Origin of the sequence: Streptomyces sp. NPDC049887, from assembly GCF_040656535.1 — a bacterium.
GTDB lineage: Bacteria > Actinomycetota > Actinomycetes > Streptomycetales > Streptomycetaceae > Streptomyces.
This window is the reverse complement of record NZ_JBFAMM010000021.1, coordinates 66,236-89,426: the sequence shown is the minus strand read 5'-3', so window position 1 is coordinate 89,426 and position 23,191 is coordinate 66,236. Positions and strand designations below refer to the sequence as shown.

Sequence of the window (23,191 nt, the reverse complement as noted above, 5' to 3'; positions counted from 1 at the left end):
ACGAATTTACTAGGACGTCCTAGTAAATGTCGATGGCAGACCGCCGTACGCGTGCGTACGGCGGAGTGACTACGCCTTGACGACCGCCGGCTCCGACTCGCTGACCAGCGGCGCGACCGAACGTGTGACATTGCGCTCGACGAAGAAGGCGACGAAGGGAATCGTCCCGGAGAGCAGCACCCACAGCAGCCTGCCGAACGGCCACTTGGCCTTGGAGCCGAGGTCGAAGGCGAAGATCAGGTAGATGATGTAGAGGACGCCGTGCGCCTGCGAGACGGCGAAGGTGATGTCCTCACCCGTGTCGAACCCGTACTTGAACACCATGCAGGTGCACAGCACGAGCAGCATGACGGCGGTGACGTAGGCCATCACCCGGTAGCGGGTCAGGACGCTCTTCTTCATGGCGATGAGCGTAACGGTCCGCTTCGGGCGATCTTCCGGTGGGTCGGGCCCCGGGCCGAGGCGGCCCGCGACCCGTCCGCCGAGGCGGCTCAGCCCTCGTCGAAGTCGTGCGCCGCGACCCTCAGCGGCCGCAACAGCGCGAAGATCTCCGCGCACTCCTCGGTGTCGTAGGCACCGAGCCCGAAGTCCATCTCCATGAGGTCGCGGGTCGCCGCCTCGACGACCTCACGGCCCTTCTCCGTGATGGAGGCGAGCGTGCCGCGGCCGTCGTTGGGGTTGGGCCGCTTGGCGACCAGACCGGACCGCACCAGACGGTCCACCGTGTTCGTGACGGAGGTCGGGTGGACCATCAGCCGCTCACCGATCTTGGACATCGGCAGCTCCCCGGCCTTGGAGAAGGTGAGCAGCACCAGCGCCTCGTAGCGGGCGAAGGTCAGCCCGTACGGCTTGACCACGGCGTCGACCTCGGCGAGCAGGATCTGGTGGGCGCGCATGATCGAGGTGATCGCGGCCATCGAGGGCACGGGGCCCCAGCGCTGCCGCCAGAGCTCGTCGGCTCGGGCGATGGGGTCGAAGGGAAGGCTGAGCGGCTTCGGCACGGCATCGACCTTACCCACTGGTCATATGCTGGTCAGCTCTGTCTCGTACTTCGGTCCTCCCCCGCCCGCCGCACCGGCCCCCGCCGTGCGGCCCGCGGCGCAAGGGGCGCCGGGCCGGGGGCCGGGCGCAAGGCAGTCCCCCTCCGTCCGGCCGGGGACTGCCCGAAGTCGCGGCGCGGAACCCGGGTCAGACGGAGAGGTGGCGCTCGACCGTCTCGACCTTGCTCGTCAGGCCGTCCGCGACGCCCGGCCTGATGTCGGCCTTGAGGACGAGGGAGACGCGCGGGGCGCGCGCCTCGACCGCGGCGACGGCGCGCCTGACCACGTCCATCACCTGGTCCCACTCGCCCTCGACCGAGGTGAACATCGCGTCCGTGCGGTTCGGCAGTCCGGACTCGCGGACGACGCGGACCGCGTCGGCGACGTACTCGCCGACGTCCTCGCCCACGCCCAGCGGGGTGACGGAGAAGGCGACGATCACGCTTTCACCGTGCCCTCGCGGCGGGCGCGGGAGGCGATGACCTCGTCCTCGGCGGCGCGCCTGAGCTTGCGGTCGGCATAGAAGCCGCCGAACGGCAGCACCGACAGGACGAAGTAGACCGCGGCGGTCCTGACGTCCCACTTGGCGCGGTTCCAGGCGTCCAGCCAGAAGATCACGTACAGGATGAAGAGGACGCCGTGGATCGCGCCCATGACCGGGACCGCGTTGAACTCCGTCGTGCGCTTGAGCACCGAGCAGACGAGGAGCAGCAGGAAGGACACGGCCTCGGGGCCGGAGACGAGCCGGAGGCGGTGGAGGGCGGAGGCGGTCTTGATGTCCACGGCAGGCACCTTCAGGGGGGAGGGGGCGATGGTCTTGTGAACGGACGCACAAGCGTAGCCATTCTGGCACCGCGCTGTTCCCGCCCTTTACCCGGGTGGCCTCGGGGTCGGGTCAGGGTCGTGTTCATTCCTGGGGGCCTGTCCGAACACACAGCCCGCCCAGTACCTTCACCCCGTGGCAATGTTCCGACTTCAAGGCAGCAAGGTGCTCGCCGTCGACATGACCGGGGACTCCGTCAAGGCGAAGAACGGGTCCATGGTCGCGTACGACGGCCACATGGACTTCAAGAAACTGTCCGGCGGCGGTGAGGGGATCCGCGGCATGGTGACCCGCCGCCTCACCGGCGAGCAGATGACCATGATGGAGGTGAAGGGCCAGGGCACCTGCTATTTCGCCGATCGCGCCGCCGAGATCAACCTCGTCTCGCTGCACGGCGACAAGCTGTACGTCGAGTCGAGCAACCTCCTCTGCACGGACGGCGGGCTGCGCACCGGCACCAGCTTCACCGGACTGCGCGGTGGCGCGACCGGCAACGGACTGTTCACGACGACCGTCGAGGGCACGGGCCAGGTCGCGATCATGTCGGACGGCCCGGCCGTGGTGCTGCGCGTGACCCCCCAGTACCCGCTCTCCGTTGACCCGGGTGCCTACATCGCGCACCAGGGCGGTCTTCAGCAGCAGTTCCAGTCCGGGGTCACCTTCCGCACGCTCATGGGCGAGGGCGGCGGCGAGGCCTTCCAGATCCGGTTCGAGGGCGACGGGCTGGTGTACGTGCAGCCGAGCGAGCGGAACACCATCGGAGGGGACGTCTGATGCCGTTCCGCGAGATCAATTCGAAGATGGTCGAGGCGACGGTGGTCCCCGGCCAGAGGATGTACAGCCAGCGCGGCGCGATGCTCGCCTACAAGGGCGACGTCTCCTTCACCCCGAACATCGCGGGCGGTCAGGGTGGCCTGATGTCGATGATCGGGCGCCGGGTGGCCGACGAGGCGACGCCGCTGATGACGGTCGAGGGCTCCGGCACGGTCATGTTCGGCCACGGCGGCCACCACATCCAGGTCATCGGCCTGACCGGCGACACCCTGTACGTCGAGGCCGACCGGCTGCTCGCCTTCGACGGCACCCTGCAGCAGGGCACGATGTTCATGGGCTCGCAGGGCGGGGTCATGGGGATGGTGCGGGGCCAGGTCACCGGCCAGGGCCTGTTCACCACCACTCTGAAGGGTCACGGCGCGGTCGCCGTGATGGCCCACGGGGGAGTGATCGAACTGCCGATCACACCGGGCCGGCCGGTCCATGTGGACCCCCAGGCGTACGTCGCGCACCACGGCGACGTGCGGAACAAGCTCTCCACCGCGCTGGGCTGGCGCGACATGGTGGGGCGCGGCTCCGGCGAGGCGTTCCAGCTCGAGCTGAGCGGCAGTGGTGCGGTGTACGTCCAGGCGTCGGAGGAGAAGCTGTGAGCACGCCGGTGATTCATGACCCGATGACGCTGCCGAGCGACGACAACGTCAACTCGTACACCTTCTGCGTGGAGCTCAAGGGCTCCCAGTGGTTCCTGCAGAAGGGCAAGATGATCGCCTACTACGGGCGGATCGACTTCAACGGGATCGGCCACGGCCGGCTGGACCGGCTGATGCGCACCAGCTTCCACTCGCCGCTGCACGCCGGCGACTGGGTGGTGGCCGAGGGCAGCGGCAAGATGCTGCTCGCGGACCGGGCCTTCGACGTCAACTCCTTCGACCTCGACGAGGGCAATCTGACGATCCGGGCCGGGAACCTGCTGGCGTACCAGCCCTCGCTGGCCCTGAAGCAGTCGATCGTCCCCGGCTTCCTCACGCTGATCGGCACCGGGAAGTTCGTCGCGGCGTCGAACGGCCCCGTGGTCTTCATGGAGCCCCCGATCCGGGTGGATCCGCAGGCGCTGGTGGGCTGGGCGGACTGCCCCTCACCGTGCCACCACTACGACCACGGGTACATGAGCGGGGTGATGGGCGGCCTGCGGCAGCTGTCCGGGATCGGCGGAGCGTCCGGAGAGGAGCACCAGTTCGAGTTCGTCGGGGCGGGCACGGTGCTGCTGCAGTCGACCGAGACGCTGATGCCCGAACAGGCGACGGGTGCGGTCCCGCATGCGGACGGGGTGCCCGGTGGCGGCCACGGCCCTGGTCAACACGGCTCCGCCCCGCGCCTTCCCGGTCAGCTGGGGGACCTCCAGCGGCGCTTCGGCTTGTGAGCGGTAGGCTGCGGAGTGTGACGTCGAACGTCTGCACCCTTCACGGGGGACTCGGGGGTGCCGGATGTCACCGTCCCCGCCTTCGTCCGGATTTCAACTTCTTAGGGTAGCATCCATATATGGAGACCGAGACGGCCACGCGCTGGCTGAGCGACACGGAGCAGTGCGCCTGGCGCACCTATCTGGACGTCAACAGGCTGTTGACGTACCAGATGGAAAAGGATCTGCAACCGTTCGGCCTGACCAACAACGACTACGAGATCCTCGTCAACCTCTCGGAGTCCCCCGAGCGGCGCATGAGGATGAGCGACCTGGCGGCGGCCACGCTGCAGTCCAAGAGCCGGCTCTCCCACCAGATCACCCGCATGGAGAACGCGGGCCTGGTACGCCGGGAGAACTGCGAGTCCGACCGCCGCGGCCTGTACGCGGTGCTCACCGACCAGGGCATGGAGACCATGCAGAAGGTCGCGCCGCACCACGTCGAGTCCGTGCGCCAGCACTTCATCGACCTGCTGTCCCCGGAGGCACTCGCCGACCTCCACGAATCCCTCAAGCCGGTGGCGGAGCACCTGCGCGGCCGCCGCGGCAGGGTCTGACAGGGCCCGTACCAGCCGCTGAAGCGGGCTCCGGCCGCGGAACCCGCGGGACCCGACCCCGTCCCGGCGTCCGCACCCGCCGGGCGCCGCGCCGCCTCACCACGTGCCCTGGGGGAACGAGCACGGGACCGGCGCGGTGCGGGTGTGCGGGACGGGCGTTGAGGGGCCCGGACCCGCGCGGCCGCCCTCGCCGCGCGCCGGCCGGACCGCGACCCGACGGCCACGAACTCCGCCACGGTCGAGCGGACGGCACCCCGCCGGCGGCCACGAGAGGGACGGCGACCGACCGGTCCGCCTGGATTGCGGGACCGTCGCGACACGGCGCCCGGTCCAGCGGACCGCGCGCCGTGTCGCGACGGTCCCGGGCACGGTGCGGCGGTCGTGCGGACGGCGACGCAGCGGCGGGGTGCGCCCGTCCCCCCGCCGGGGCCGAGCCACGGAACCCGCTCCACGGGCCGGGAGGCCGCCGCCCTTCCGCACGCCCGGACGCGCGCCGCTCAGTCGCCCGTCAGGCCCGCGACCAGTTCGTCCGCCGCCGCGTACGGGTCCAGTTCGCCCGCGACGATGCGTTCAGCGAGCGCGCCCAGGCGGCGGTCGCCGCGGAGGTCGCCGATGCGTTCGCGGAGGGCCGTGACCGCGATGGTCTCCACCTCGTGCGCGGCGCGGCGGGCGCGGCGTTCGGCGAGGACACCGTGCTCCTCCATCCAGGCGCGGTGCTTCTCCAGGGCCTCGACGACCTCGTCGACGCCCTGCGCCCGCGCGGCCACCGTCTTCACGATCGGCGGACGCCAGTCGCCCGGCCCCCGGGACTCTCCGAGACCGAGCATGTGGTTGAGCTCGCGGGCGGTGGCGTCGGCGCCATCGCGGTCCGCCTTGTTGACCACGTACACATCGCCGATCTCCAGGATCCCCGCCTTCGCGGCCTGGATGCCGTCGCCCATCCCGGGCGCCAGCAGTACCACGGACGTGTCGGCCTGGGAGGCGATCTCCACCTCGGACTGGCCGACGCCGACCGTCTCCACGAGCACCACGTCGCAGCCGGCCGCGTCGAGGACGCGGATCGCCTGCGGCGCGGCCCAGGCGAGTCCGCCGAGGTGGCCGCGGGTGGCCATCGAACGGATGTAGACCCCCGGATCGGAGGCGTGGTCGGACATCCGCACCCGGTCCCCGAGCAGCGCACCGCCGCTGAACGGGGACGACGGGTCGACGGCGAGCACGCCGACGCGCTTGCCGGCCTTCCGGTACGCCGTCACCAGCGCCGAGGTGGACGTGGACTTGCCGACACCCGGCGAACCGGTCAGGCCCACCACGTACGCGCCGCCGGTCAGCGGCGCGAGCTCCGCCATGACCTCGCGGAGCTGCGGGGACGCCCCCTCGACGAGCGAGATCAGCCGGGCCACGGCCCGCGGCCTGCCCTCCCTCGCCTGGGCGACCAGCTGGGCGACGTCCACCATCGTGCGTGCTCCGATCTCTGAAGGTCTTACTTCGCCGGTACGCGGACGATCAGCGCATCGCCCTGACCACCGCCGCCGCACAGCGCCGCCGCGCCGGTCCCGCCGCCGCGCCGCTTCAGCTCGAGCGCCAGGTGCAGCACGATGCGCGCGCCGGACATGCCGATCGGGTGGCCGAGGGCGATCGCGCCGCCGTTGACGTTCACCTTTTCCGGGGATACCCCGAGGTCCTTCATCGACTGCACGGCCACGGCGGCGAACGCCTCGTTGATCTCGACGAGGTCGAGGTCCGAGACCTCCAGGCCGTCCTTCTTCAGGGCCTGCGCGATCGCGTTGGACGGCTGGGACTGCAGCGAGTTGTCCGGGCCCGCGACGTTTCCGTGGGCACCGATCTCGGCGATCCAGTCCAGGCCGAGCTCCTCGGCCTTTGCCTTGCTCATCACGACCACGGCGGCGGCGCCGTCGGAGATCTGCGAGGAGGTGCCGGCCGTGATCGTGCCGTCCTTGGCGAACGCGGGGCGCAGCTTGCCGAGCGACTCCACGGTGGTCTCGGCGCGGATGCCCTCGTCCTTGCTGAAGACGACCGGCTCGCCCTTGCGCTGCGGGATCTCGACGGGCGTGATCTCGGCCTCGAACAGGCCGTTCTTCTGCGCGGCCGCGGCACGCTGGTGGGACAGCGCGGCGATCTCGTCCTGCTCCGGGCGGGCGATGCCCAGGCGGGTGTTGTGCTTCTCGGTGGACTCGCCCATGGCGATGCCCTCGAACGCGTCGGTGAGGCCGTCGTGCGCCATCGCGTCGAGCATCCCGATCGCGCCGTACTTGAAGCCCTCGCGGGACTTCGGCAGCAGGTGCGGCGCGTTGGTCATGGACTCCTGGCCGCCGGCGACGACGACGTCGAATTCACCCGCACGGATCAGCTGGTCGGCGAGGGCGATCGCGTCCAGTCCGGACAGGCACACCTTGTTGATCGTGAGGGCCGGGACGTTCATGGGGATGCCGGCCTTGACGGCCGCCTGGCGGGCCGGGATCTGCCCGGCGCCGGCCTGCAGCACCTGGCCCATGATCACGTACTGCACCTGGTCGCCGCCGATGCCGGCCCGGTCCAGCGCGGCCTTGATGGCGAAGCCGCCCAGGTCGGCGCCGGAGAAGGACTTCAGCGAGCCGAGCAGCCGTCCCATGGGGGTACGCGCCCCGGCGACGATGACGGATGTGGTGCTGTTCGTTCCAGTCATGAGAGGGGATCCCCTTCCAGCGCGGCGGCTGAGGAGTGAACGAGGGTTTACTCGAACTGTACTGAGCGGTATGCGCTCGGGTCACCGGGCAGCCGGTGTGATCGCGCGCACGTTGCGTAACCACCGCCGGGAGCGCTGCACTGGAACCATGCTGACGCGAATCGACCACATCGGGATCGCCTGTTTCGACCTCGACAGGACCGTCGAGTTCTACCGGGCCACGTACGGCTTCGAGGTCTTCCACACGGAGGTCAACGAGGAGCAGGGCGTACGTGAGGCCATGCTCAAGATCAACGAGACCTCGGACGGCGGCGCCTCCTACCTCCAGCTCCTGGAGCCCACCCGTGAGGACTCCGCCGTCGGGAAGTGGCTGGCCAAGAACGGCGAAGGGGTCCACCACATCGCCTTCGGCACGGCGGACGTGGACGGTGCCGCCGGCGACATCCGGAGCAAGGGCGTACGGGTGCTCTACGACGAGCCGCGCATCGGTTCGATGGGCTCCCGGATCACGTTCCTGCACCCCAAGGACTGCCACGGGGTCCTCACCGAACTGGTCACTTCCGCCGACCCCACCTCAGCGGAGCACTGACCGCCGGGATTCCCGGCCCGGTAGAGTGGGCCGCTCCGGGCCGGGGCCGGGCCGGGGCCGCGCCGCGTCCTCGTGACTGATCTGACACCATTTCCCCGGGGGGCCGTTCAGGCGAACGGTGCTCGTTTGTGGAGAGTTGCGACCAGGGGACGGATGGGACCGCGCAGTGCGGGGCTACGAACGCCAGGAGAGCCACCGAGCTGACGACGACCACCTCTCGCGGTTCGAAGCCGAGATGGACCGGCTGAAGACCGAGCGGGAGAAGGCCGTCCAGCACGCCGAGGACCTCGGATACCAGGTCGAGGTGTTGCGCGCCAAGCTCCACGAGGCGCGTCGCACCATCGCGTCCCGTCCCGCGTACGACAGCGCCGACATCGGCTACCAGGCCGAGCAGCTGCTCCGGAACGCCCAGATCCAGGCCGACCAGCTGCGTTCGGACGCCGAGCGGGAGCTGCGCGAAGTACGGGCCCAGACGCAGCGCATCCTCCAGGAGCACGCCGAGCACCAGGCCCGTCTGCAGGCCGAGTTGCACGCGGAGGCGAACCAGCGCCGCCAGCGCCTCGACCAGGAGCTGGCGGAGCGCCGGCAAACCGTCGAGGCGCACGTCAACGAGAACGTGGCCTGGGCCGAACAGCTCCGCGCCCGCAGTGAGTCCCAGGCCCGCCGCCTGCTGGACGAGTCGCGCGCCGAGGCCGAGCAGGGCCTCGCCGCCGCCCGCGCCGAGGCCGCGCGGGTCGCCGAGCAGGCCCGTCAGCGGCTCAGCTCCGAGGCGGAGTCCGCCCGCGCCGAGGCGGAGGCCATTCTCCTGCGCGCCCGCAAGGACGCCGAGCGCCTGCTGAACGCCGCCTCCAGCCAGGCCCAGGAGGCCACCAGCCACGCCGAGCAGCTGCGCTCCGCGACGACCGCCGAGTCCGACCAGGCCCGCCAGCAGGCCGCGGAGCTCAGCCGGGGCGCCGAGCAGCGGATGCAGGAGGCCGAGGACAGGCTCCGCGAGGCGCGTGCCGAGGCCGAGAAGGCCGTCACCGAGGCCAAGGAGGCCGCGGCCAAGCTGCTCGCCGGCGCCGAGTCGGCGAACGAGCAGCGGGCCAGGACCGCCAAGTCGGAGATCGCCCGGCTGGTGGGCGAGGCCACCAAGGACGCCGAGAACCTCAGGAGCGAGGCGGAGCAGGCGCTGGCGGACGCCAAGGCCGAGGCGGAGAAGCTGGTCGCGGAGGCGTCGGACAAGGCCCGTACGGTCGCCGCCGAGGACTCCGCCGCCCAGCTCGCGAAGGCGGCGCGGACCGCCGAGGAGGTCCTGAACAAGGCGTCCGAGGACGCCAAGGACACCACCCGCAAGGCCGTCGAGGAGGCCGAGCGGATCCGCCGCGAGGCCGAGGCGGAGGCGGACCGGCTGCGCGCCGAGGCCCATGACACGGCCGAGGAGCTCAAGGGCGCGGCGAAGGACGACACCAAGGAGTACCGCGCCAAGACGGTCGAACTGCAGGAGGAGGCCCGGCGGCTGCGCGGTGAGGCCGAGCAGCTGCGTTCCGAGGCCGTCGCCGAGGGCGAGCGGATCCGCAGCGAGGCGCGCCGTGAGGCCGTCCAGCAGATCGAGGAGGCGGCGAAGACCGCCGAGGACCTGCTGACGAAGGCGAAGGCCGACGCCGACGACGTGCGGTCCAAGGCCACCACGGACAGCGAGCGCGTCCGCACCGAGGCCATCGAGCGGGCCACGACCCTGCGCCGGCAGGCCGAGGAGACCCTGGAGCGCACCCGTACCGAGGCGGACCGGCTGCGCACCGAGGCCGAGGAGCAGGCCGACGAGACGAAGGCGGCTGCCGAGCGCGCCGCCGCAGAGCTGCGCGAGGAGGCCGAGCGCGGCGTCGCCGCCCGCCAGGCCGAGGCCGCGGACGAGCTGACCCGGCTGCACTCGGAGGCGGAGGCCCGTCTCGCGTCGGCCGAGGAGTCGCTGGCCCAGGCGCGCGCGGAGGCCGAGCGGATCCGCCGCGAGGCCGAGGCGGAGGCCGAACGGCTGCGCACGGAGACGGCCGAACGCAGCCGTACGCTCCTGGAGCAGGCCGAGCGGGAGGCCGAGCGGCTGCGCACGGAGGCCGCGTCCGACGCGTCGGCCTCCCGGGCCGAGGGCGAGGCCGTCGCCGTGCGGCTGCGCACCGAGGCCGCCACGGAGGCCGAGCGGCTGAAGTCCGAGGCGCAGGAGACCGCCGACCGGGTCCGTGGCGAGGCCGCCGCGGCCGCCGAGCGGGTCGGTCAGGAGGCGTCCGAGGCGCTGGCCGCCGCCCAGGAGGAGGCGGGCCGGCGCCGCCGCGAGGCCGAGGAGATCCTCGGCGCGGCCCGTGGCGAGGCCGACCAGGAGCGGGAACTGGCCCGGGAGCAGAGCGAGGAGCTGCTCGCGGCCGCCCGCAAGCGGGTCGAGGACGCCCAGACCGAGGCGCAGCGGCTGGTCGAGGAGGCGGACCGGCGCGCCACCGAGATGGTGTCGGCCGCCGAGCAGACCGCCCAGCAGGTGCGGGACTCCGTGTCCGGTCTGCAGGAGCAGGCCGAACAGGAGATCTCCGGGCTGCGCAACGCCGCCGAGCACGCGGCGGAGCGCACGAGGACGGAGGCGCAGGAGGAGGCGGACCGCGTCCGTGCCGACGCCTACGCCGAGCGCGAGCGCGCCACCGAGGACGCCAACCGCGTCCGGGCGCGCGCCGACGAGGAGGCGGAGGCCGCCAAGTCGCTCGCCGAGCGGACCATGAACGACGCGATCGCCGAGTCGGACCGGCTGCGGACCGAGACCTCGGAGTACGCCCAGCGGATGCGCACCGAGGCGGCCGACGCGCTGGCCTCCGCCGAGCAGGACGCGGCAAGGGCCCGGGCCGAGGCCCGGGAGGACGCCAACCGGATGCGTTCCGAGGCCGCGGCCCAGGCCGACCGGCTGGTGGCCGAGGCCACGAGCGAGTCCGACCGGGTCACGAACGAGGCGTCCGAACTGCTGTCGCTCGCCGAGCAGGACGCGGCCCGGTTGCGTGCCGAGGCCGAGCAGGTCAGGGAGGACGGGGCACGCCAGGCCGAGGAGCTGCGTGCGTCCGCCCGGGCGGACGGCGAGCGGGTCCTGGACGAGGCCAGGAAGTCCGCGGACAAGCGCCGGGCCGACGCTGCCGAGCAGGCCGACCAGCTCATCGCCGAGGCGGGTGCCGAGGCGGAACGGCTGCGCGCCGAGGCGGCCGACACCGTGGGCGCCGCCCAGCAGCGGGCGGACCGCATCAGGGCCGAGGCGGAGCGGCTCCGCGAGGAGGCCGAGCGCGCCGCCGAGCAGATGCGCTCGGAGGCCCGCGAGGAGGCCGACCGTACGCTCGACACCGCCAGGAAGGACGTGGCCAAGCGCCGTGCGGACGCGGCCGAGCAGGTCGACCAGTTGATGGCGAAGGCGCAGGAGGAGGCGCTGCGGGCCACGACCGAGGCGGAGTCGCAGGCGGACACCATGGTCGGCGCGGCCCGCAAGGAGGCCGACCGGCTGGTCGCCGAGGCTACCGTCGAGGGCAACTCCCTGGTGGAGAAGGCCCGTACGGACGCCGACGAGCTGCTGGTGGGGGCGCGCGGCGACGCGACCGCCATTCGGGAGCGCGCGGAGGAGCTGCGCAGGCGCGTCGAGAACGAGGTCGAGGAGCTGCACGAGCGGGCCCGCCGGGAGTCCGCCGAGCAGATGAAGGCCGCGGGCGAGCGCTGCGACCAGTTGGTGAAGGCCGCGGAGGAGCAGCAGGCCGAGGCCGGGGCGAAGGCCAAGGAGCTGCTGTCGGAGGCCAATTCGGAGGCCGGCAAGGTGCGCATCGCCGCGGTGAGGAAGGCGGAGGCGCTGCTCAAGGAGGCCGAGCAGAAGAAGGCCGGGCTGGTCCGGGAGGCCGAGCAGGTCAAGGCGGACGCGGAACGCGAGGCCGAGCGCATGATCGAGGAGGGCAAGCGGGAGCTGGACGTGCTCGTGCGCCGGCGCGAGGACATCCAGGCGGAGATCTCCCGGGTGCAGGACGTGCTGGAGGCGCTGGAGTCGTTCGAGGCTCCGACCGGCAAGGACGGCGGGGTCAAGGCGGGGGCGTCAGCCGGGACCACACGTTCGAGTGGCAAGTCCTCCGAGAGCTAGCCACCCGAAAGGCTGGACATTCTCCATATCAAACGGGCATCAGCTCGATGACACGCCGCTCGGGCGCCTAGGATTCCCCCTAACACCTCAGCCGGTCTCATTCGACAGGAACCCCATGAGCGACACTTCCTCCCCCTTCGGCTTCGAGCTCGTGCGGCGTGGGTACGACCGCGGTCAGGTGGACGACCGCATTACCAAACTCGTCGCCGATCGTGACAGTGCTCTCGCACGTATCACCTCACTGGAAAAGCGCATCGAGGAGCTCCATCTCGAAACGCAGAACGCCCAGGCCCAGGTCAACGACGCGGAGCCGTCCTACGCGGGACTCGGCGCGCGTGTCGAGAAGATCCTCCGCCTCGCCGAGGAGGAGGCGAAGGACCTGCGCGAGGAGGCCCGTCGCGCGGCGGAGCAGCACCGCGAGCTCGCCGAGGGCGCCGCCCAGCAGGTGCGCAACGACGCCGAGGCGTTCGCGGCGGAGCGCAAGCAGAAGGCCGAGGACGAGGGCGTCCGGATCGTCGAGAAGGCGCAGAGCGAGGCGAACTCGCTGCGTACCGACGCGCAGAAGGACGCGCAGTCCAAGCGCGAGGAGGCGGACGCGCTCTTCGAGGAGACCCGCGCCAAGGCCGCCCAGGCCGCCGCGGACTTCGAGACGAACCTGGCCAAGCGCCGCGAGCAGTCCGAGCGCGACCTGGCGTCGCGTCAGGCGAAGGCGGAGAAGCGCCTCGCGGAGATCGAGCACCGCGCCGAGCAGCTGCGCCTGGAGGCCGAGAAGCTGCGCACGGACGCGGAGCGCCGTGCTCGGCAGACCGTCGAGACCGCGCAGCGCCAGGCCGAGGACATCGTGGCCGACGCGAACGCGAAGGCGGACCGTATCCGCAGCGAATCGGAGCGCGAGCTGGCGGCGCTGACGAACCGTCGCGACTCCATCAACGCCCAGCTGACCAACGTCCGCGAGATGCTGGCCACGCTGACCGGCGCGGCGGTCGCCGCTACGGGCGCCCCGGCCGACGACGAGCCGGTGTCCCGCGGCGTCCCGGCGCAGCAGACCCGCTGACGCCGCGACCGTACGGCAGTACGCTCCGCGTGCGCCCGGTGCCTTCGACGGCACCGGGCGCACGCGTCTTCCCGAGGCCCGCCCGGCGCGGCGCGGGCCGGCTGGGGGCGGTCGTCGCCGCCCGGACGCCGAAATGTCGTTGTCCGTTGGCCACATCCGCTGGCGCCGCCCCGTGGGCCCACGTAGCGTAAACGCATGATCGAGCTCGAGGGTCTCACCAAGCGTTTCGGCTCCAAGGTCGCGGTCGACCATCTCTCCTTCACGGTGCGGCCGGGCGTCGTGACCGGCTTCCTGGGGCCCAACGGCGCGGGCAAGTCGACGACGATGCGCATGATGCTGGATCTGGACAACCCCACCAGCGGGACGGTCCGGATCGACGGCAAGCACTACCGGGATCTGCAGGAACCGCTCAAGTACATCGGCGCCCTGCTCGACGCCAAGGCGATGCACGGCGGGCGAACCGCCTACAACAACCTGCTCTGTCTGGCGCAGGCGAACCGGCTCCCGGCGAGCCGGGTGGCCGAGGTCCTCGACACGGTCGGTCTGACCGCGGTGGCCAGGAAGAAGACCAAGGGTTTCTCCCTCGGCATGGGGCAGCGGCTGGGCATCGCCTCGGCGCTGCTCGGCGACCCGGAGATCCTGATGTTCGACGAGCCGGTCAACGGACTGGATCCCGAGGGAATTCACTGGATCCGCAATCTGATGAAGCAGCTTGCGGCCGAAGGAAGAACGATCTTCGTCTCCTCCCATCTGATGAGCGAAATGGCCCTCACCGCCGATCACTTGATCGTCATCGGGCAGGGGCGACTGCTCGCCGACACATCGATGGCCGATTTCATCCACCAGAACTCGCGCAGTTATGTGCGGCTGCGCTCGCCGCAGCAGGAGCGGCTGCGGGACGTGCTCCGCGAGTCGGGCCTCACCCCCGTCGAGGCCGGCAACGGCACCCTGGAGATCGACGGCGCCACCACCGAGCAGGTGGGCGAGCTGGCGGCCGAGCACCACATCGTGCTCCACGAACTGAGCTCCCAGCGCGCCTCGCTGGAGGAGGCGTTCATGCAGATGACGGCGAGCGCCGTGGAGTACCACGCGCACTCCGCCCCCGGTCACGGCCCCCAGTGGGCCCCGCGCGACAAGGGAGCCTGACCCATGGCCTCGGTACCCGCCGTTCTGCGGTCCGAGTGGACCAAGATCCGCACGGTCGCCTCAACCACCTGGACACTCGTCAGCGCCTTCGTCGTGACGGTCGTCGTCGGAGCGCTGCTGTGCGCGCTGCTCGCCTCGACGTTCGACGAGCTGCCGCCGGCGGAGCAGGCCACCTTCGACCCGACGCTCGTCAGCTTCTCCGGCATGGTGCTGGGACAGCTCGCGATGGTCGTCTTCGGTGTGCTCGTGGTCGGCACGGAGTACAGCTCGGGCATGATCCGCACCTCCCTCGCGGCCGTCCCGCAGCGGGCGACCTTCCTGTTCAGCAAGATCGTGGTGGCCGGGCTGCTGGCGCTGGTGGTCGGAATGGCGACGAGCTTCCTGAGCTTCTTCCTCGGCCAGGCCCTGCTCGGCGAGCGCGCCACCTCCATCGGCGAGGAGAACGTGCTCCGCGCGGTGATCGGCGGAGGGCTCTACATGGGGCTCATCGCGATCTTCTCCATGGGCGTCGCGGCGATGCTGCGCAGCTCGATGCTCTCGCTCGGCATCCTGATGCCGTTCTTCTTCCTGGTGTCCCAGATCCTGGCCGCCGTCCCGTACGCGAAGGACGTGGCCCGCTACTTCCCGGACCAGGCGGGCTCGAAGATCATGCAGGTCGTACCGCTGGCGATGAACAGCGAGGAGGCGCCGTACGGGCCTTGGGGCGGTCTCGGAATCATGCTGCTCTGGGTGGCGGCCGCGCTGCTCGGCGGCTTCACGGTGCTCAGGAAGCGGGACGCCTGATCGGGCCGGCGCCCTCACCGGGCAGGTCGTTCTCCGTGGCCGGAACCGTCAAGCCCCGGATATCCTCCTAACTCTTACGGGGGGCTGCGGCCATGTACGACCGTGCCCCGACGACCTGACCTGTCGATGGGGCTGGAGTAATGATCGAGGCAGTCGGCCTGACCAAGCGCTACGGCGCCAAGACGGCCGTGTACAACCTTTCCTTCCAGGTGCGGCCCGGTGCCGTCACCGGCTTCCTCGGGCCGAACGGCTCGGGCAAGTCGACGACGATGCGCATGATCCTCGGCCTCGACCAGCCGACGTCCGGCCATGTCACGATCGGTGGCCACCCGTTCCGGAACCTGCCCAACGCACCGCGTCAGGTCGGTGCGCTCCTCGACGCAAAGGCGGTCCACGGCGGGCGGAGCGCGCGCAGCCATCTGCTGTCCCTGGCCCAGCTGTCCGGCATCCCGGCCCGCCGGGTCGACGAGGTGCTCGGGGTCGTGGGCCTCCAGGACGTCGCCAAGCGGCGCTCCAAGGGCTTCTCGCTCGGTATGGGGCAGCGGCTCGGCATCGCGGCGGCACTGCTCGGCGACCCGCAGGTGCTGCTCTTCGACGAGCCGGTGAACGGTCTCGACCCGGAAGGCATCCTCTGGGTGCGCAATCTGATGAAGCAACTGGCCTCCGAGGGCCGTACCGTCTTCGTCTCCTCGCACCTGATGAGCGAAATGGCCCTCACCGCCGATCACCTGATCGTCATCGGACGGGGTCAGCTGCTCGCGGACATGAGCGTGCGGGACTTCATCGCGCACAACTCGGCGGGCTTCGCACGGGTGCGGACGCCGCACACCGAGCCTCAGCAGCGGGAGAAGCTGACCGGAGTCCTCACCGAGGCCGGCGGCCAGGTCATGCCGGAGCCGGACGGGGCTCTGCGGGTGACCGGTCTTACGCTCCCCGCGATCAGCGACCTGGCGCACGACGCCGACGTCCGGCTGTGGGAGCTCTCGCCGCACCAGGCGTCCCTGGAGGAGGCGTACATGCGGATGACCCAGGCCGCCGTGGACTACCGCTCCACGGACGACCGCAAGGCCGGTCTGATGCAGCCGCAGCCGGTGGGGTACGACCCGTCGGCGGTGATGGTGCCGGAGGTGCCGCAGCAGGGCTGGTACGCCCCGCCGCCACCCGGACAGAACCCGTACGCGGCCGAGCCCGCCGGACCTCCCACCGCGGCTGCGGCCGCGCCGCCGGCCCCTGCCGCGGCTCCCGCCGCTCCCCCGGCCCCTGCCGCCGTCCCCGCAGACCTGACCAAGAGCAACACCGAGGACGCCCGATGACGACCCCGTACCAGCAGCAGGGCGCGTACCCGCAGGGCGCCTACGACTCGCCGATCCCCGTGAGGGCGGCGCACCTCGGCGACGCGCTCGCCTCCGAGTGGACCAAGATCCGTTCGGTCCGCTCCACGATGTGGACACTCGGCGTGATGATCGTGCTGATGGTCGGCATCGGTCTGCTGTCGGCGATCGCCGTGTCCTCGGCGGAGCCCGAGCTCGGCGAGGAGTCCGTGCTCAGCCTCGGCTTCTTCGGCGTTCTGCTCGGCTCGATCTGCGTGATCACGCTGGGTGTGCTGACCATCGCCTCCGAGTACGGAACCGGCATGATCCGCACCACCCTGACCGCGTGCCCCAGCCGCGCCCGGGTGCTGACGGCGAAGGCCATCGTCTTCTTCCTGCTGGTCTTCGTGATCACGACGGTGACGGCCGCGATCGTCGGAGCCCTGCAGACGGCGATCGTGGACGCGGGCGTCAGCACCGGCGAGGACTGGTTCCGGGCCACGGTCGGCGTCGGGCTGTTCCTCGCCCTGCTCGGGCTGCTCTCACTCGCCGTCGGAGCGCTGATCCGGCACTCCGCGGGCGCGATCACCATCATGATCGGCGTGGTTCTGCTGCCGCTGGTGCTGGCCCTCTTCATGTACTCGGAGTCGCTGCGGAACGTGCAGGACTTCCTGCTCGAGTACTCCATCCCGAGCCTGCTGGGCGTGCTCTACGACGCCTCGGTGACGACCCGCGGCCCGCACGGCTGGGAGCCGCTCTGGATCATGCTGGGCTTGGCCGGCGTGACCATGGCCGCCGCCTACCTCGCCCTCGACCGGCGCGACGTCTGACCGCCTCCGGGCCGGCCGACCGGGGCCGGTCCGGGCCTTCAGTACCGAGGCGCGTTGCGGGACCGCTGCACCCGGGAGGTGCGGCGGTCCTTCGCGTTCCAGCACGCCTTGTGCCAGTGCCGCCGGTCGTCCACGCCCCCGTACTCGGGCCAGGCCACCACGTGCGGGGTGCCGGACGGGATCTCCTGGTCGCAGCCCGGGCAGCGGTAGCGTTTGCCCGCGGAGCTCGCCCCCGCGACCTGCCGGACCCGCCAGCCCTCGCCCTGCCAGCTCTCGGACCGCTCCACACCGCCGTACCTGTCGCCCATGTCGCCGGCGCGGTCGGTCGGCTTCTCCCCGCCGCGAGGGCGGTTTCTGCGCGGGGACACGTGACACCTCGAGGGCAGAGCGGACAGTTCACCCCCAAGCCTACGGTCCCGGGCAGTGGGCGGTCGTCCGCTACGGCACCGAGCACCCCACCCGCAGGGGCCGGTTACCGGAAAATCGCAACAACTTCACTCGGGGCCGTGCCTTTGGCACGTGTCAGACGTTGTTGCCTGTGTGGGGGGAATGCCGCGTCGGCCGCAAGGAGGCATCAGGCGATGCGCGTTGGAGCTTTTGTACTGGCCGCCCAGTTCCCTGGGCAGGGGCACGGAGAGGCGCTGCACCGGGCCGTTCGGTCCGCCGAGGCGGCGGAGGCCGCGGGTCTGGACTCGGTCTGGCTGGCCGAGCACCACTTCGTACCGTACGGGGTGTGCCCGTCGGCGGCGACCCTGGCCGCGCTGTTGCTCGGTCGCACGGAACGGATCCGGGTGGGCACGGCGGTCAGCGTCCTGCCGACCGTCCATCCCGTGGCGCTGGGCGAGCAGGCGGCGCTGCTGCACCTCACCTCGGGAGGCCGGTTCTCCCTCGGTGTGGGCCGCGGCGGCCCCTGGGTCGATCTGGAGGTCTTCGGAGCCGGTCTCGCGGCGTACGAGAAGGACTTCCCCGAGTCGCTGGACCTGCTGCTGCGCTGGCTGCGGGAGACCCGCGTGGGCAGCGAGGGGGAACGATTCGCTTTCCGTGAGGTCCCCGTCGTACCCCGCCCCGACGACCTGATCGGAGAGGACGGCGACGGTCCCGCAGGCCCCGAGGTGATCGTGGCCTGCACCTCCCCCGCGTCGGTCCGGCTGGCGGCCGAGCGCGGGCTGCCGATGCTGCTCGGGATGCACTGCGGCGACGAGGAGAAGGCGGACATGGTCGCCCTCTGGCGGAGCCACGCCCTCGCGGCGGGACACGCCCCGGAGTCGGTGGCCGCGGCCGGCCATGTGTCGGCCGGTGTGGCACAGATCGCGGACAGCCGCGCCGCGGCGGAGGAGACCCTCGTCAAGGCGATGCCGGGCTGGCTGAAGCAGGGCCTCGACGCGCATGTGACGGTCGACGGCCGCCGGCGTGCCATGCGCGACCCGGTCGCCTACACGGAGTTGCTGTGCCGGCTGCACCCGGTGGGCCCACCGGTGCTGGCGGCGGACCGGCTCGCGGCGACCTCTGAGCGCACCGGCATCACCCGGTTCGCCCTCCTCTCCGAGGGCTCGGGCGATCTCGCGGCGACGGAGGAGAACGTGCGGCGGCTCGGCGCCGAGGTGCTTCCGCTGCTCCGCTGAGCGGGACGACGCGCATGCGGGCCGCACGACCGTACGGCCCGCACGCCTCCCCCGGCCCGTCGTCCGGCGGAGGCTGCCGCCCCGGCATCCATGACGCCTCCCGCGATGCGGAGCGGCAGCGGAAGACATCAGCAGTCGCGCAGTTCGGGCGACTGGTTGAGCAGCTGGGCCCTTGCGGAAGTGAAGCGGGCGAGCCGCTCGTCCACCGAGGAGTCCAGCGGGAACACCGCTACGCGGTGGCAGTTCTGGAAAGCGAGTCGTACTCCGAAGTGCCGCTGCAGCGCACCCCGGATGGCGTCACTCGCGAGCGCGCGCAACAGCTGACCACGTGCCTGCTCGTCCGGCGGCGGCGTCTGGTTGTCGGCGAACTCGCCGCCGTCCACCTTCAGCTGAGCCACCAGAGAACTGATCATCTCCCATGCGAAGGGCAGGGAGGTCCGGACGCAGTCGACGAATGCAGCTTCGTCGACCTCGCCTCGCTCGGCCTGTTCCAACAGCGCCGGTGAGACGTCGAGCGACATGGGTTCTCCTCTCGCGACCCCGCTGAACGGGGTCTTACGGGCAGGGAAGGAGGCGACCGTTCCTGCCCGGTTGCGGCGCTGAAGACGACGCAGAGTGCACGACCGGCGACCTCCTGCTTCCACGTTATGCGTGCTGTCTGGTCCGCACCAGGAGAATGGGAACACAACCGGCCAACAACGTAAGGGCACAAGAGGGGCGACCCGTAGGGACTCGGACAGGGGCAGGGTGGGCGACAGGCGGAGGAATCGCGCGCGAGGAGGTCGGTCGAGTAGCGTTGCGCACCATGCGTCTCGTCATCGCCCGCTGTTCCGTGGACTACGCCGGCCGGCTCACCGCACACCTGCCCTCCGCTCCCCGTCTGATCCTGGTCAAGGCGGACGGCAGCGTCTCCATCCACGCCGACGACCGGGCGTACAAACCGCTGAACTGGATGTCCCCGCCCTGCAGCCTCAAGGAGGGGGACGACGGCGTCTGGACGGTCACCAACAAAACGGGCGAGAAACTGATCATCACGATGGAGGAGGTCCTCCACGACTCGTCCCACGAGCTGGGTGTGGACCCGGGCCTCATCAAGGACGGCGTGGAGGCGCACCTCCAGGAGCTGCTGGCAGACCGTATCGAGACACTGGGCGAGGGCTACAGCCTGATCCGCCGCGAGTACCCGACGGCGATCGGCCCCGTGGACATCCTCTGCCGCGACTCCGACGGCGCCACGGTGGCGGTGGAGATCAAGCGCCGCGGCGAGATCGACGGCGTCGAGCAGCTCACCCGTTATCTGGATCTACTGAACCGCGACCCCCATCTCGCCCCGGTACGCGGTGTGTTCGCCGCACAGGAGATCAAACCCCAGGCGCGTGTGCTGGCGACGGATCGCGGCATCGGCTGTGTGGTGCTGGACTATGACGCGCTGCGTGGCATCGAGGACGACAAACTGCGGCTGTTCTGACGCCGGCGCGCGTACGCGGGCGGCCCGCCGTTGCGCGGGCCGCCCGCGCCTCTTGCACGGGGCGCGCCGGGCGACGTGGGTGTACGCGTCGCCCTGACGGCGTGCACCCCGGACGCGGCACCCGCGGGTGCCGGGCGGCGTCGCTCCGGCGCCCCTGCCGCGGTGACGGCCGCATTGCACCGCTCCCTGTCCCGATGCCCTTGCCCGCGACCGCCCGAGCCGGAGCGGACGGGTTCGAACCGAATGGGCCCGGACCGAACCGCGCCGGGCGTGCCCGAGGCAGCGGCCCCGCCGCGCCGGCCCGGTCTCAGGGCGACGAACTGCTGGGAAGCGCCTGGTCGCCGCTGGGGCTGCTCGTCGTCGTGGTGCCCGTACCGCCGTCGGCCGTACCGCCGTCCGCCGTACCGCCGTCGGTGGAGCCGCCGTCCGCCGTGCCACCGTCGGTGGTACCGCCGTCGGCCGCACCTCCGTCCGCCGTGCCACCGTCGGTTGCACCTCCGTCCGCCGTACCGCCGTCGGCCGTTCCGCCGCTCGGGCCGCTGGACGTACCGCCGCCCGTCGACGGCGAACCCGTCGGACCCGACGACGAACCGCCCGTCGATGGCGAACCCCCTGTCGACGACGAACCACCGGTCGTGCCGCCCGTCGTCGACGAGGACGAGCCACCGGTCGTCGAGCCGGTCGTGCCCGAACCGCCCGTCGAGGGACCGCTGCCCGGCGTGGACGGGTCGCCCGCCGAGCCGCTCTCACCGGGCCGGGCGGTGCCGGGGTCCGCCGGGGCGCCACCCGACGTTCCGCCGGTGGTGCCGTCCGCGGGACGGCTCGTGGATTCGCCGGACGGCTCGTCGGCGTTGAGGCCGTCGCTCCCCTCGTCCTCGTCCGCCGACTGCTCGCTGGTCACCCGGTTCGCCGGAGCCTCCTCGTCGGAGGTCGCCCCGAGCGTCACCACGGTCCCGAGGACCACGGCCAGCAGGACGCCCGCTCCGGCGGCGACGAGATGGCGCCGGGGGCCGGAGACGACGAGCCGGCGGGCGCCGGCGAGCAGGCCGGACGGGGAGACAGGGGTGTCACGGCGGGTCACCAGCGTCTCGACCGGCGAGGAGACGGCCGCGAGGCCCATGGCCGGGGACAGCGGCTCCTCGGGATGGACGGAGAAAGCGCCCTCGCCCTCGGACGTGTCCGTGCCGGGGAGCCGGGCACCCTCCCGGTCGGCCACGAGTGCCAACGCCCTCCGGCCGACGACCGTGCCGCGCTTGTCGGCCAGCGCTCCCCGCATGGCGATGGACGCCTCGAGTTCGGCGCGCGCCCGGTCGAGGCTGCCCGAGCAGAGGGCCAGTACGCCGAGCTCGTGGAGGAAGTAGGCCTCCTCGGCGACCTCCCCCGCGGTCCGGGCCGCCTCCTGACCGGCGCGCAGGGCGCGCTGCCACGCCTGCCAGTGCAGTCCGGCCGCGAAAGCGGGTGCGGCGCTGCGGGCCAGCAGCACTGCGGTGCTGGCGTGCCCGGTCTCCTGGGCGGGCACCAGCGCGCCCAGGGCCGCGAGGATCGCGTCGGCCTCGGAGGACGCCCGAGCGGGCGTCACCGAGGGGTGCCCCGTCCACCAGGCGTAGTGCTGGGCGGCCGTGTGCGCGCGGTCGAGGGCACCCTCGCCGTAGCCGGCGGCCTCGAGCTGCGCGGCGACCCCGGCCGCCAGCCGGTAGCGGGGGCCGACGGGGCTGAGCAGGGCACAGCCGGTCAGTTCGCCGATCGCGGCGTCGGCGTGGGTGTCGCCGACGAGGGCGGGGAGGTGGGCCTGGTGCGGGACCTCGCCGCCGAGGGCCAGCGCGAACCGGAGGGCGTCCCGGGCGGACTCGCTGAGCCGGGAGGCGAGCAGCGCGGCGGGGGCGGCACCTTCGCCGAGCGTCGGCAGCGGGACGTCGGGACCGTCGCCGAAGACGTTGTCCCCGTCGTCGTCATCGTCGTCGCGCTCCTCGGGGACGTTGCGCAGGGCGTCGCGCTGCCTCAGCAGCGCACCGGCCTGGACGAAGCGCAGGGGCAGCCCCTCCGACTCGAACCAGAGGTCGCCGGCCCAGTTGGCCTCCTCGTCGGTGAGCGGCCGGTCCACGGCCCGCTCCAGTAGCTCCAGCGCGGTGCCGCGCTCGAGCCCGGAGAGGAAGACCTCTTCGACCCGGGCGTCGGCCGAGGGCGCCGCCACGTCGGGTGTCGCGGCGAGCAGGAAGGCGCATTCCGGGGTGGCGTCCAGCAGTTCGTCCAGGGCGCTCCCGCCGAACTCCAGGTCGTCCACGAGGACGACGGCGCCGATCTCGCGGACGTGTCCGAGGAGCTCCGCCCGGTCGGGGCGGTGCAGGGGCGCGTTGTGGACGGCGGTGAAGAGTTCGTACAGAAGCTCGGCGGCCGTGCGGTGGTGGCCGGAGAGGCGGACGACACCGTCGGGGGCGAGGTCCGCGCAGTCGGCGGCGACGGCGTCGAGCAGGGCGGTGCGGCCCGACCCGGCCGGGCCGGTCAGCCGTACCGTACGGCCGTGTCCCAGGAGCCGGACGAGCCGCTCACGCTCCTCCTGACGCTCCAGCAGCGGCAGCGCGGGTGCGGCCGGTCCGGGCGGGACCGGGGGCCGCCCGGCGCGCCGCAGTTCGTCGCGTTCCTCGGTGGTGTGCCGGACGGGGGCGGCGGGTTCCGTGCCGGGGCGGCAGGGCTCGATCTCACTGCCGTCGACCGGGTTGACGGTGAGTGCGAAGTCTCCCGCGACCACCCGCACCGTGCGTGCGGGAGCGGCCTTCTGGTGGGCGAACTCCGGCGGCACCGCGTCGCGCGGCGGCCGCTGCGGGGTGCCACCGTCCTCGGTGACGCGGTCGCTGTCGTACTCGTCCGGTCCCGGGTTCCTCGGGTCCATGGTCAAAGCCCCCAGATGGCGTCTCGTGCGGGAAGCCCCTCCCGGCCGG

22 protein-coding genes are annotated in these 23,191 nt (G+C 71.9%); 13 read left to right on the top strand and 9 right to left on the bottom strand.

What is annotated here, in order from left to right; genetic code table 11:
• Positions 1–69 precede the first annotated feature (69 nt).
• From AB0J10_RS24110 to AB0J10_RS24095, 4 genes are all read right to left on the bottom strand, one after another.
• Positions 70–402, bottom strand: coding sequence for a DUF3817 domain-containing protein (locus tag AB0J10_RS24110; protein WP_363064539.1), 333 nt, complete (start codon positions 400–402; stop codon positions 70–72).
• Positions 403–491: 89 nt separating this feature from the next.
• Positions 492–1,001, bottom strand: coding sequence for a MarR family transcriptional regulator (locus AB0J10_RS24105; protein ID WP_363064573.1), 510 nt, complete (start codon positions 999–1,001; stop codon positions 492–494).
• A gap of 187 nt (positions 1,002–1,188) precedes the next feature.
• Positions 1,189–1,482 carry an MTH1187 family thiamine-binding protein gene (locus AB0J10_RS24100; protein WP_363064538.1) on the bottom strand — a complete coding sequence of 98 codons (294 nt, stop codon included), beginning with the start codon at positions 1,480–1,482 and terminating at the stop codon, positions 1,189–1,191.
• Positions 1,479–1,823 carry a DUF3817 domain-containing protein gene (locus AB0J10_RS24095; protein WP_363064537.1) on the bottom strand — a complete coding sequence of 115 codons (345 nt, stop codon included), beginning with the start codon at positions 1,821–1,823 and terminating at the stop codon, positions 1,479–1,481. Before AB0J10_RS24095 ends, AB0J10_RS24100 begins: the two co-directional genes overlap by 4 nt.
• Before the next feature lie 181 nt (positions 1,824–2,004).
• On the opposite strand from AB0J10_RS24095, the gene AB0J10_RS24090 reads away from it, so the two are divergent.
• From AB0J10_RS24090 to AB0J10_RS24075, 4 genes are all read left to right on the top strand, one after another.
• Positions 2,005–2,637: an AIM24 family protein gene (locus AB0J10_RS24090; RefSeq protein ID WP_363064572.1), complete on the top strand. Its 633-nt coding sequence runs from the start codon at positions 2,005–2,007 to the stop codon at positions 2,635–2,637.
• On the top strand, positions 2,637–3,287 hold the full coding sequence (locus AB0J10_RS24085; protein WP_363064536.1) for an AIM24 family protein: 651 nt from the start codon (positions 2,637–2,639) through the stop codon (positions 3,285–3,287). Before AB0J10_RS24090 ends, AB0J10_RS24085 begins: the two co-directional genes overlap by 1 nt.
• On the top strand, positions 3,284–4,057 hold the full coding sequence (locus tag AB0J10_RS24080; protein ID WP_363064535.1) for an AIM24 family protein: 774 nt from the start codon (positions 3,284–3,286) through the stop codon (positions 4,055–4,057). The genes AB0J10_RS24085 and AB0J10_RS24080 overlap by 4 nt, the downstream gene beginning before the upstream one ends.
• Positions 4,058–4,176: 119 nt before the next feature.
• Positions 4,177–4,653, top strand: a complete 477-nt coding sequence (locus AB0J10_RS24075) for a MarR family transcriptional regulator (RefSeq protein WP_138053076.1) — start codon at positions 4,177–4,179, stop codon at positions 4,651–4,653.
• A 497-nt stretch (positions 4,654–5,150) separates the two neighbouring features.
• Here the strand turns inward: AB0J10_RS24075 and meaB are convergent, their stop codons facing one another.
• Together meaB and AB0J10_RS24065 are read right to left on the bottom strand one after the other, a co-directional pair.
• Positions 5,151–6,107: a methylmalonyl Co-A mutase-associated GTPase MeaB gene (gene meaB, locus AB0J10_RS24070; protein ID WP_363064534.1), complete on the bottom strand. Its 957-nt coding sequence runs from the start codon at positions 6,105–6,107 to the stop codon at positions 5,151–5,153.
• A gap of 26 nt (positions 6,108–6,133) precedes the next feature.
• Complete coding sequence (locus tag AB0J10_RS24065; protein ID WP_363064533.1) at positions 6,134–7,336, bottom strand: acetyl-CoA C-acetyltransferase; 1,203 nt, start codon at positions 7,334–7,336, stop codon at positions 6,134–6,136.
• Between the two features lie 148 nt (positions 7,337–7,484).
• On the opposite strand from AB0J10_RS24065, the gene mce reads away from it, so the two are divergent.
• The 7 genes from mce (at position 7,485) to AB0J10_RS24030 (ending at position 17,165) form a co-directional block, all read left to right on the top strand.
• Positions 7,485–7,925 carry a methylmalonyl-CoA epimerase gene (mce, locus tag AB0J10_RS24060; protein WP_363064532.1) on the top strand — a complete coding sequence of 147 codons (441 nt, stop codon included), beginning with the start codon at positions 7,485–7,487 and terminating at the stop codon, positions 7,923–7,925.
• Positions 7,926–8,091: 166 nt separating this feature from the next.
• A complete protein-coding gene (gene scy, locus AB0J10_RS24055; RefSeq protein WP_363064531.1) occupies positions 8,092–12,042 on the top strand; it encodes a polarized growth protein Scy in 3,951 nt (1,316 codons plus the stop codon).
• Between the two features lie 115 nt (positions 12,043–12,157).
• A complete protein-coding gene (locus AB0J10_RS24050; protein ID WP_363064530.1) occupies positions 12,158–13,096 on the top strand; it encodes a cellulose-binding protein in 939 nt (312 codons plus the stop codon).
• A gap of 195 nt (positions 13,097–13,291) precedes the next feature.
• The gene (locus AB0J10_RS24045) at positions 13,292–14,242 is read left to right on the top strand and encodes an ABC transporter ATP-binding protein (protein ID WP_363064529.1); all 951 of its coding nucleotides are present in this window, start codon (positions 13,292–13,294) and stop codon (positions 14,240–14,242) included.
• Between the two features lie 3 nt (positions 14,243–14,245).
• The gene (locus AB0J10_RS24040; RefSeq protein WP_363064528.1) at positions 14,246–15,025 is read left to right on the top strand and encodes an ABC transporter permease; all 780 of its coding nucleotides are present in this window, start codon (positions 14,246–14,248) and stop codon (positions 15,023–15,025) included.
• A gap of 140 nt (positions 15,026–15,165) precedes the next feature.
• On the top strand, positions 15,166–16,338 hold the full coding sequence (locus AB0J10_RS24035; protein WP_363064527.1) for an ABC transporter ATP-binding protein: 1,173 nt from the start codon (positions 15,166–15,168) through the stop codon (positions 16,336–16,338).
• Positions 16,335–17,165: an ABC transporter permease subunit gene (locus AB0J10_RS24030; protein ID WP_363064526.1), complete on the top strand. Its 831-nt coding sequence runs from the start codon at positions 16,335–16,337 to the stop codon at positions 17,163–17,165. The genes AB0J10_RS24035 and AB0J10_RS24030 overlap by 4 nt, the downstream gene beginning before the upstream one ends.
• A gap of 38 nt (positions 17,166–17,203) precedes the next feature.
• Here AB0J10_RS24030 and AB0J10_RS24025 read toward each other — a convergent pair whose 3' ends face one another.
• Positions 17,204–17,533: an ATP/GTP-binding protein gene (locus AB0J10_RS24025; RefSeq protein WP_363064525.1), complete on the bottom strand. Its 330-nt coding sequence runs from the start codon at positions 17,531–17,533 to the stop codon at positions 17,204–17,206.
• A 213-nt stretch (positions 17,534–17,746) separates the two neighbouring features.
• Here AB0J10_RS24025 and AB0J10_RS24020 point away from each other — a divergent pair, with 213 nt between their 5' ends.
• A complete protein-coding gene (locus tag AB0J10_RS24020) occupies positions 17,747–18,787 on the top strand; it encodes an LLM class flavin-dependent oxidoreductase (RefSeq protein ID WP_363064524.1) in 1,041 nt (346 codons plus the stop codon).
• Between the two features lie 128 nt (positions 18,788–18,915).
• On the opposite strand, the gene AB0J10_RS24015 is transcribed toward AB0J10_RS24020, so the two are convergent.
• The gene (locus AB0J10_RS24015; RefSeq protein WP_361239971.1) at positions 18,916–19,308 is read right to left on the bottom strand and encodes an SCO5389 family protein; all 393 of its coding nucleotides are present in this window, start codon (positions 19,306–19,308) and stop codon (positions 18,916–18,918) included.
• A gap of 284 nt (positions 19,309–19,592) precedes the next feature.
• Here AB0J10_RS24015 and nucS point away from each other — a divergent pair, with 284 nt between their 5' ends.
• Positions 19,593–20,255: an endonuclease NucS gene (gene nucS, locus AB0J10_RS24010; RefSeq protein ID WP_269728327.1), complete on the top strand. Its 663-nt coding sequence runs from the start codon at positions 19,593–19,595 to the stop codon at positions 20,253–20,255.
• Between the two features lie 307 nt (positions 20,256–20,562).
• On the opposite strand, the gene AB0J10_RS24005 is transcribed toward nucS, so the two are convergent.
• Positions 20,563–23,142 carry an ATP-binding protein gene (locus AB0J10_RS24005; protein WP_363064523.1) on the bottom strand — a complete coding sequence of 860 codons (2,580 nt, stop codon included), beginning with the start codon at positions 23,140–23,142 and terminating at the stop codon, positions 20,563–20,565.
• Positions 23,143–23,191 lie beyond the last annotated feature (49 nt).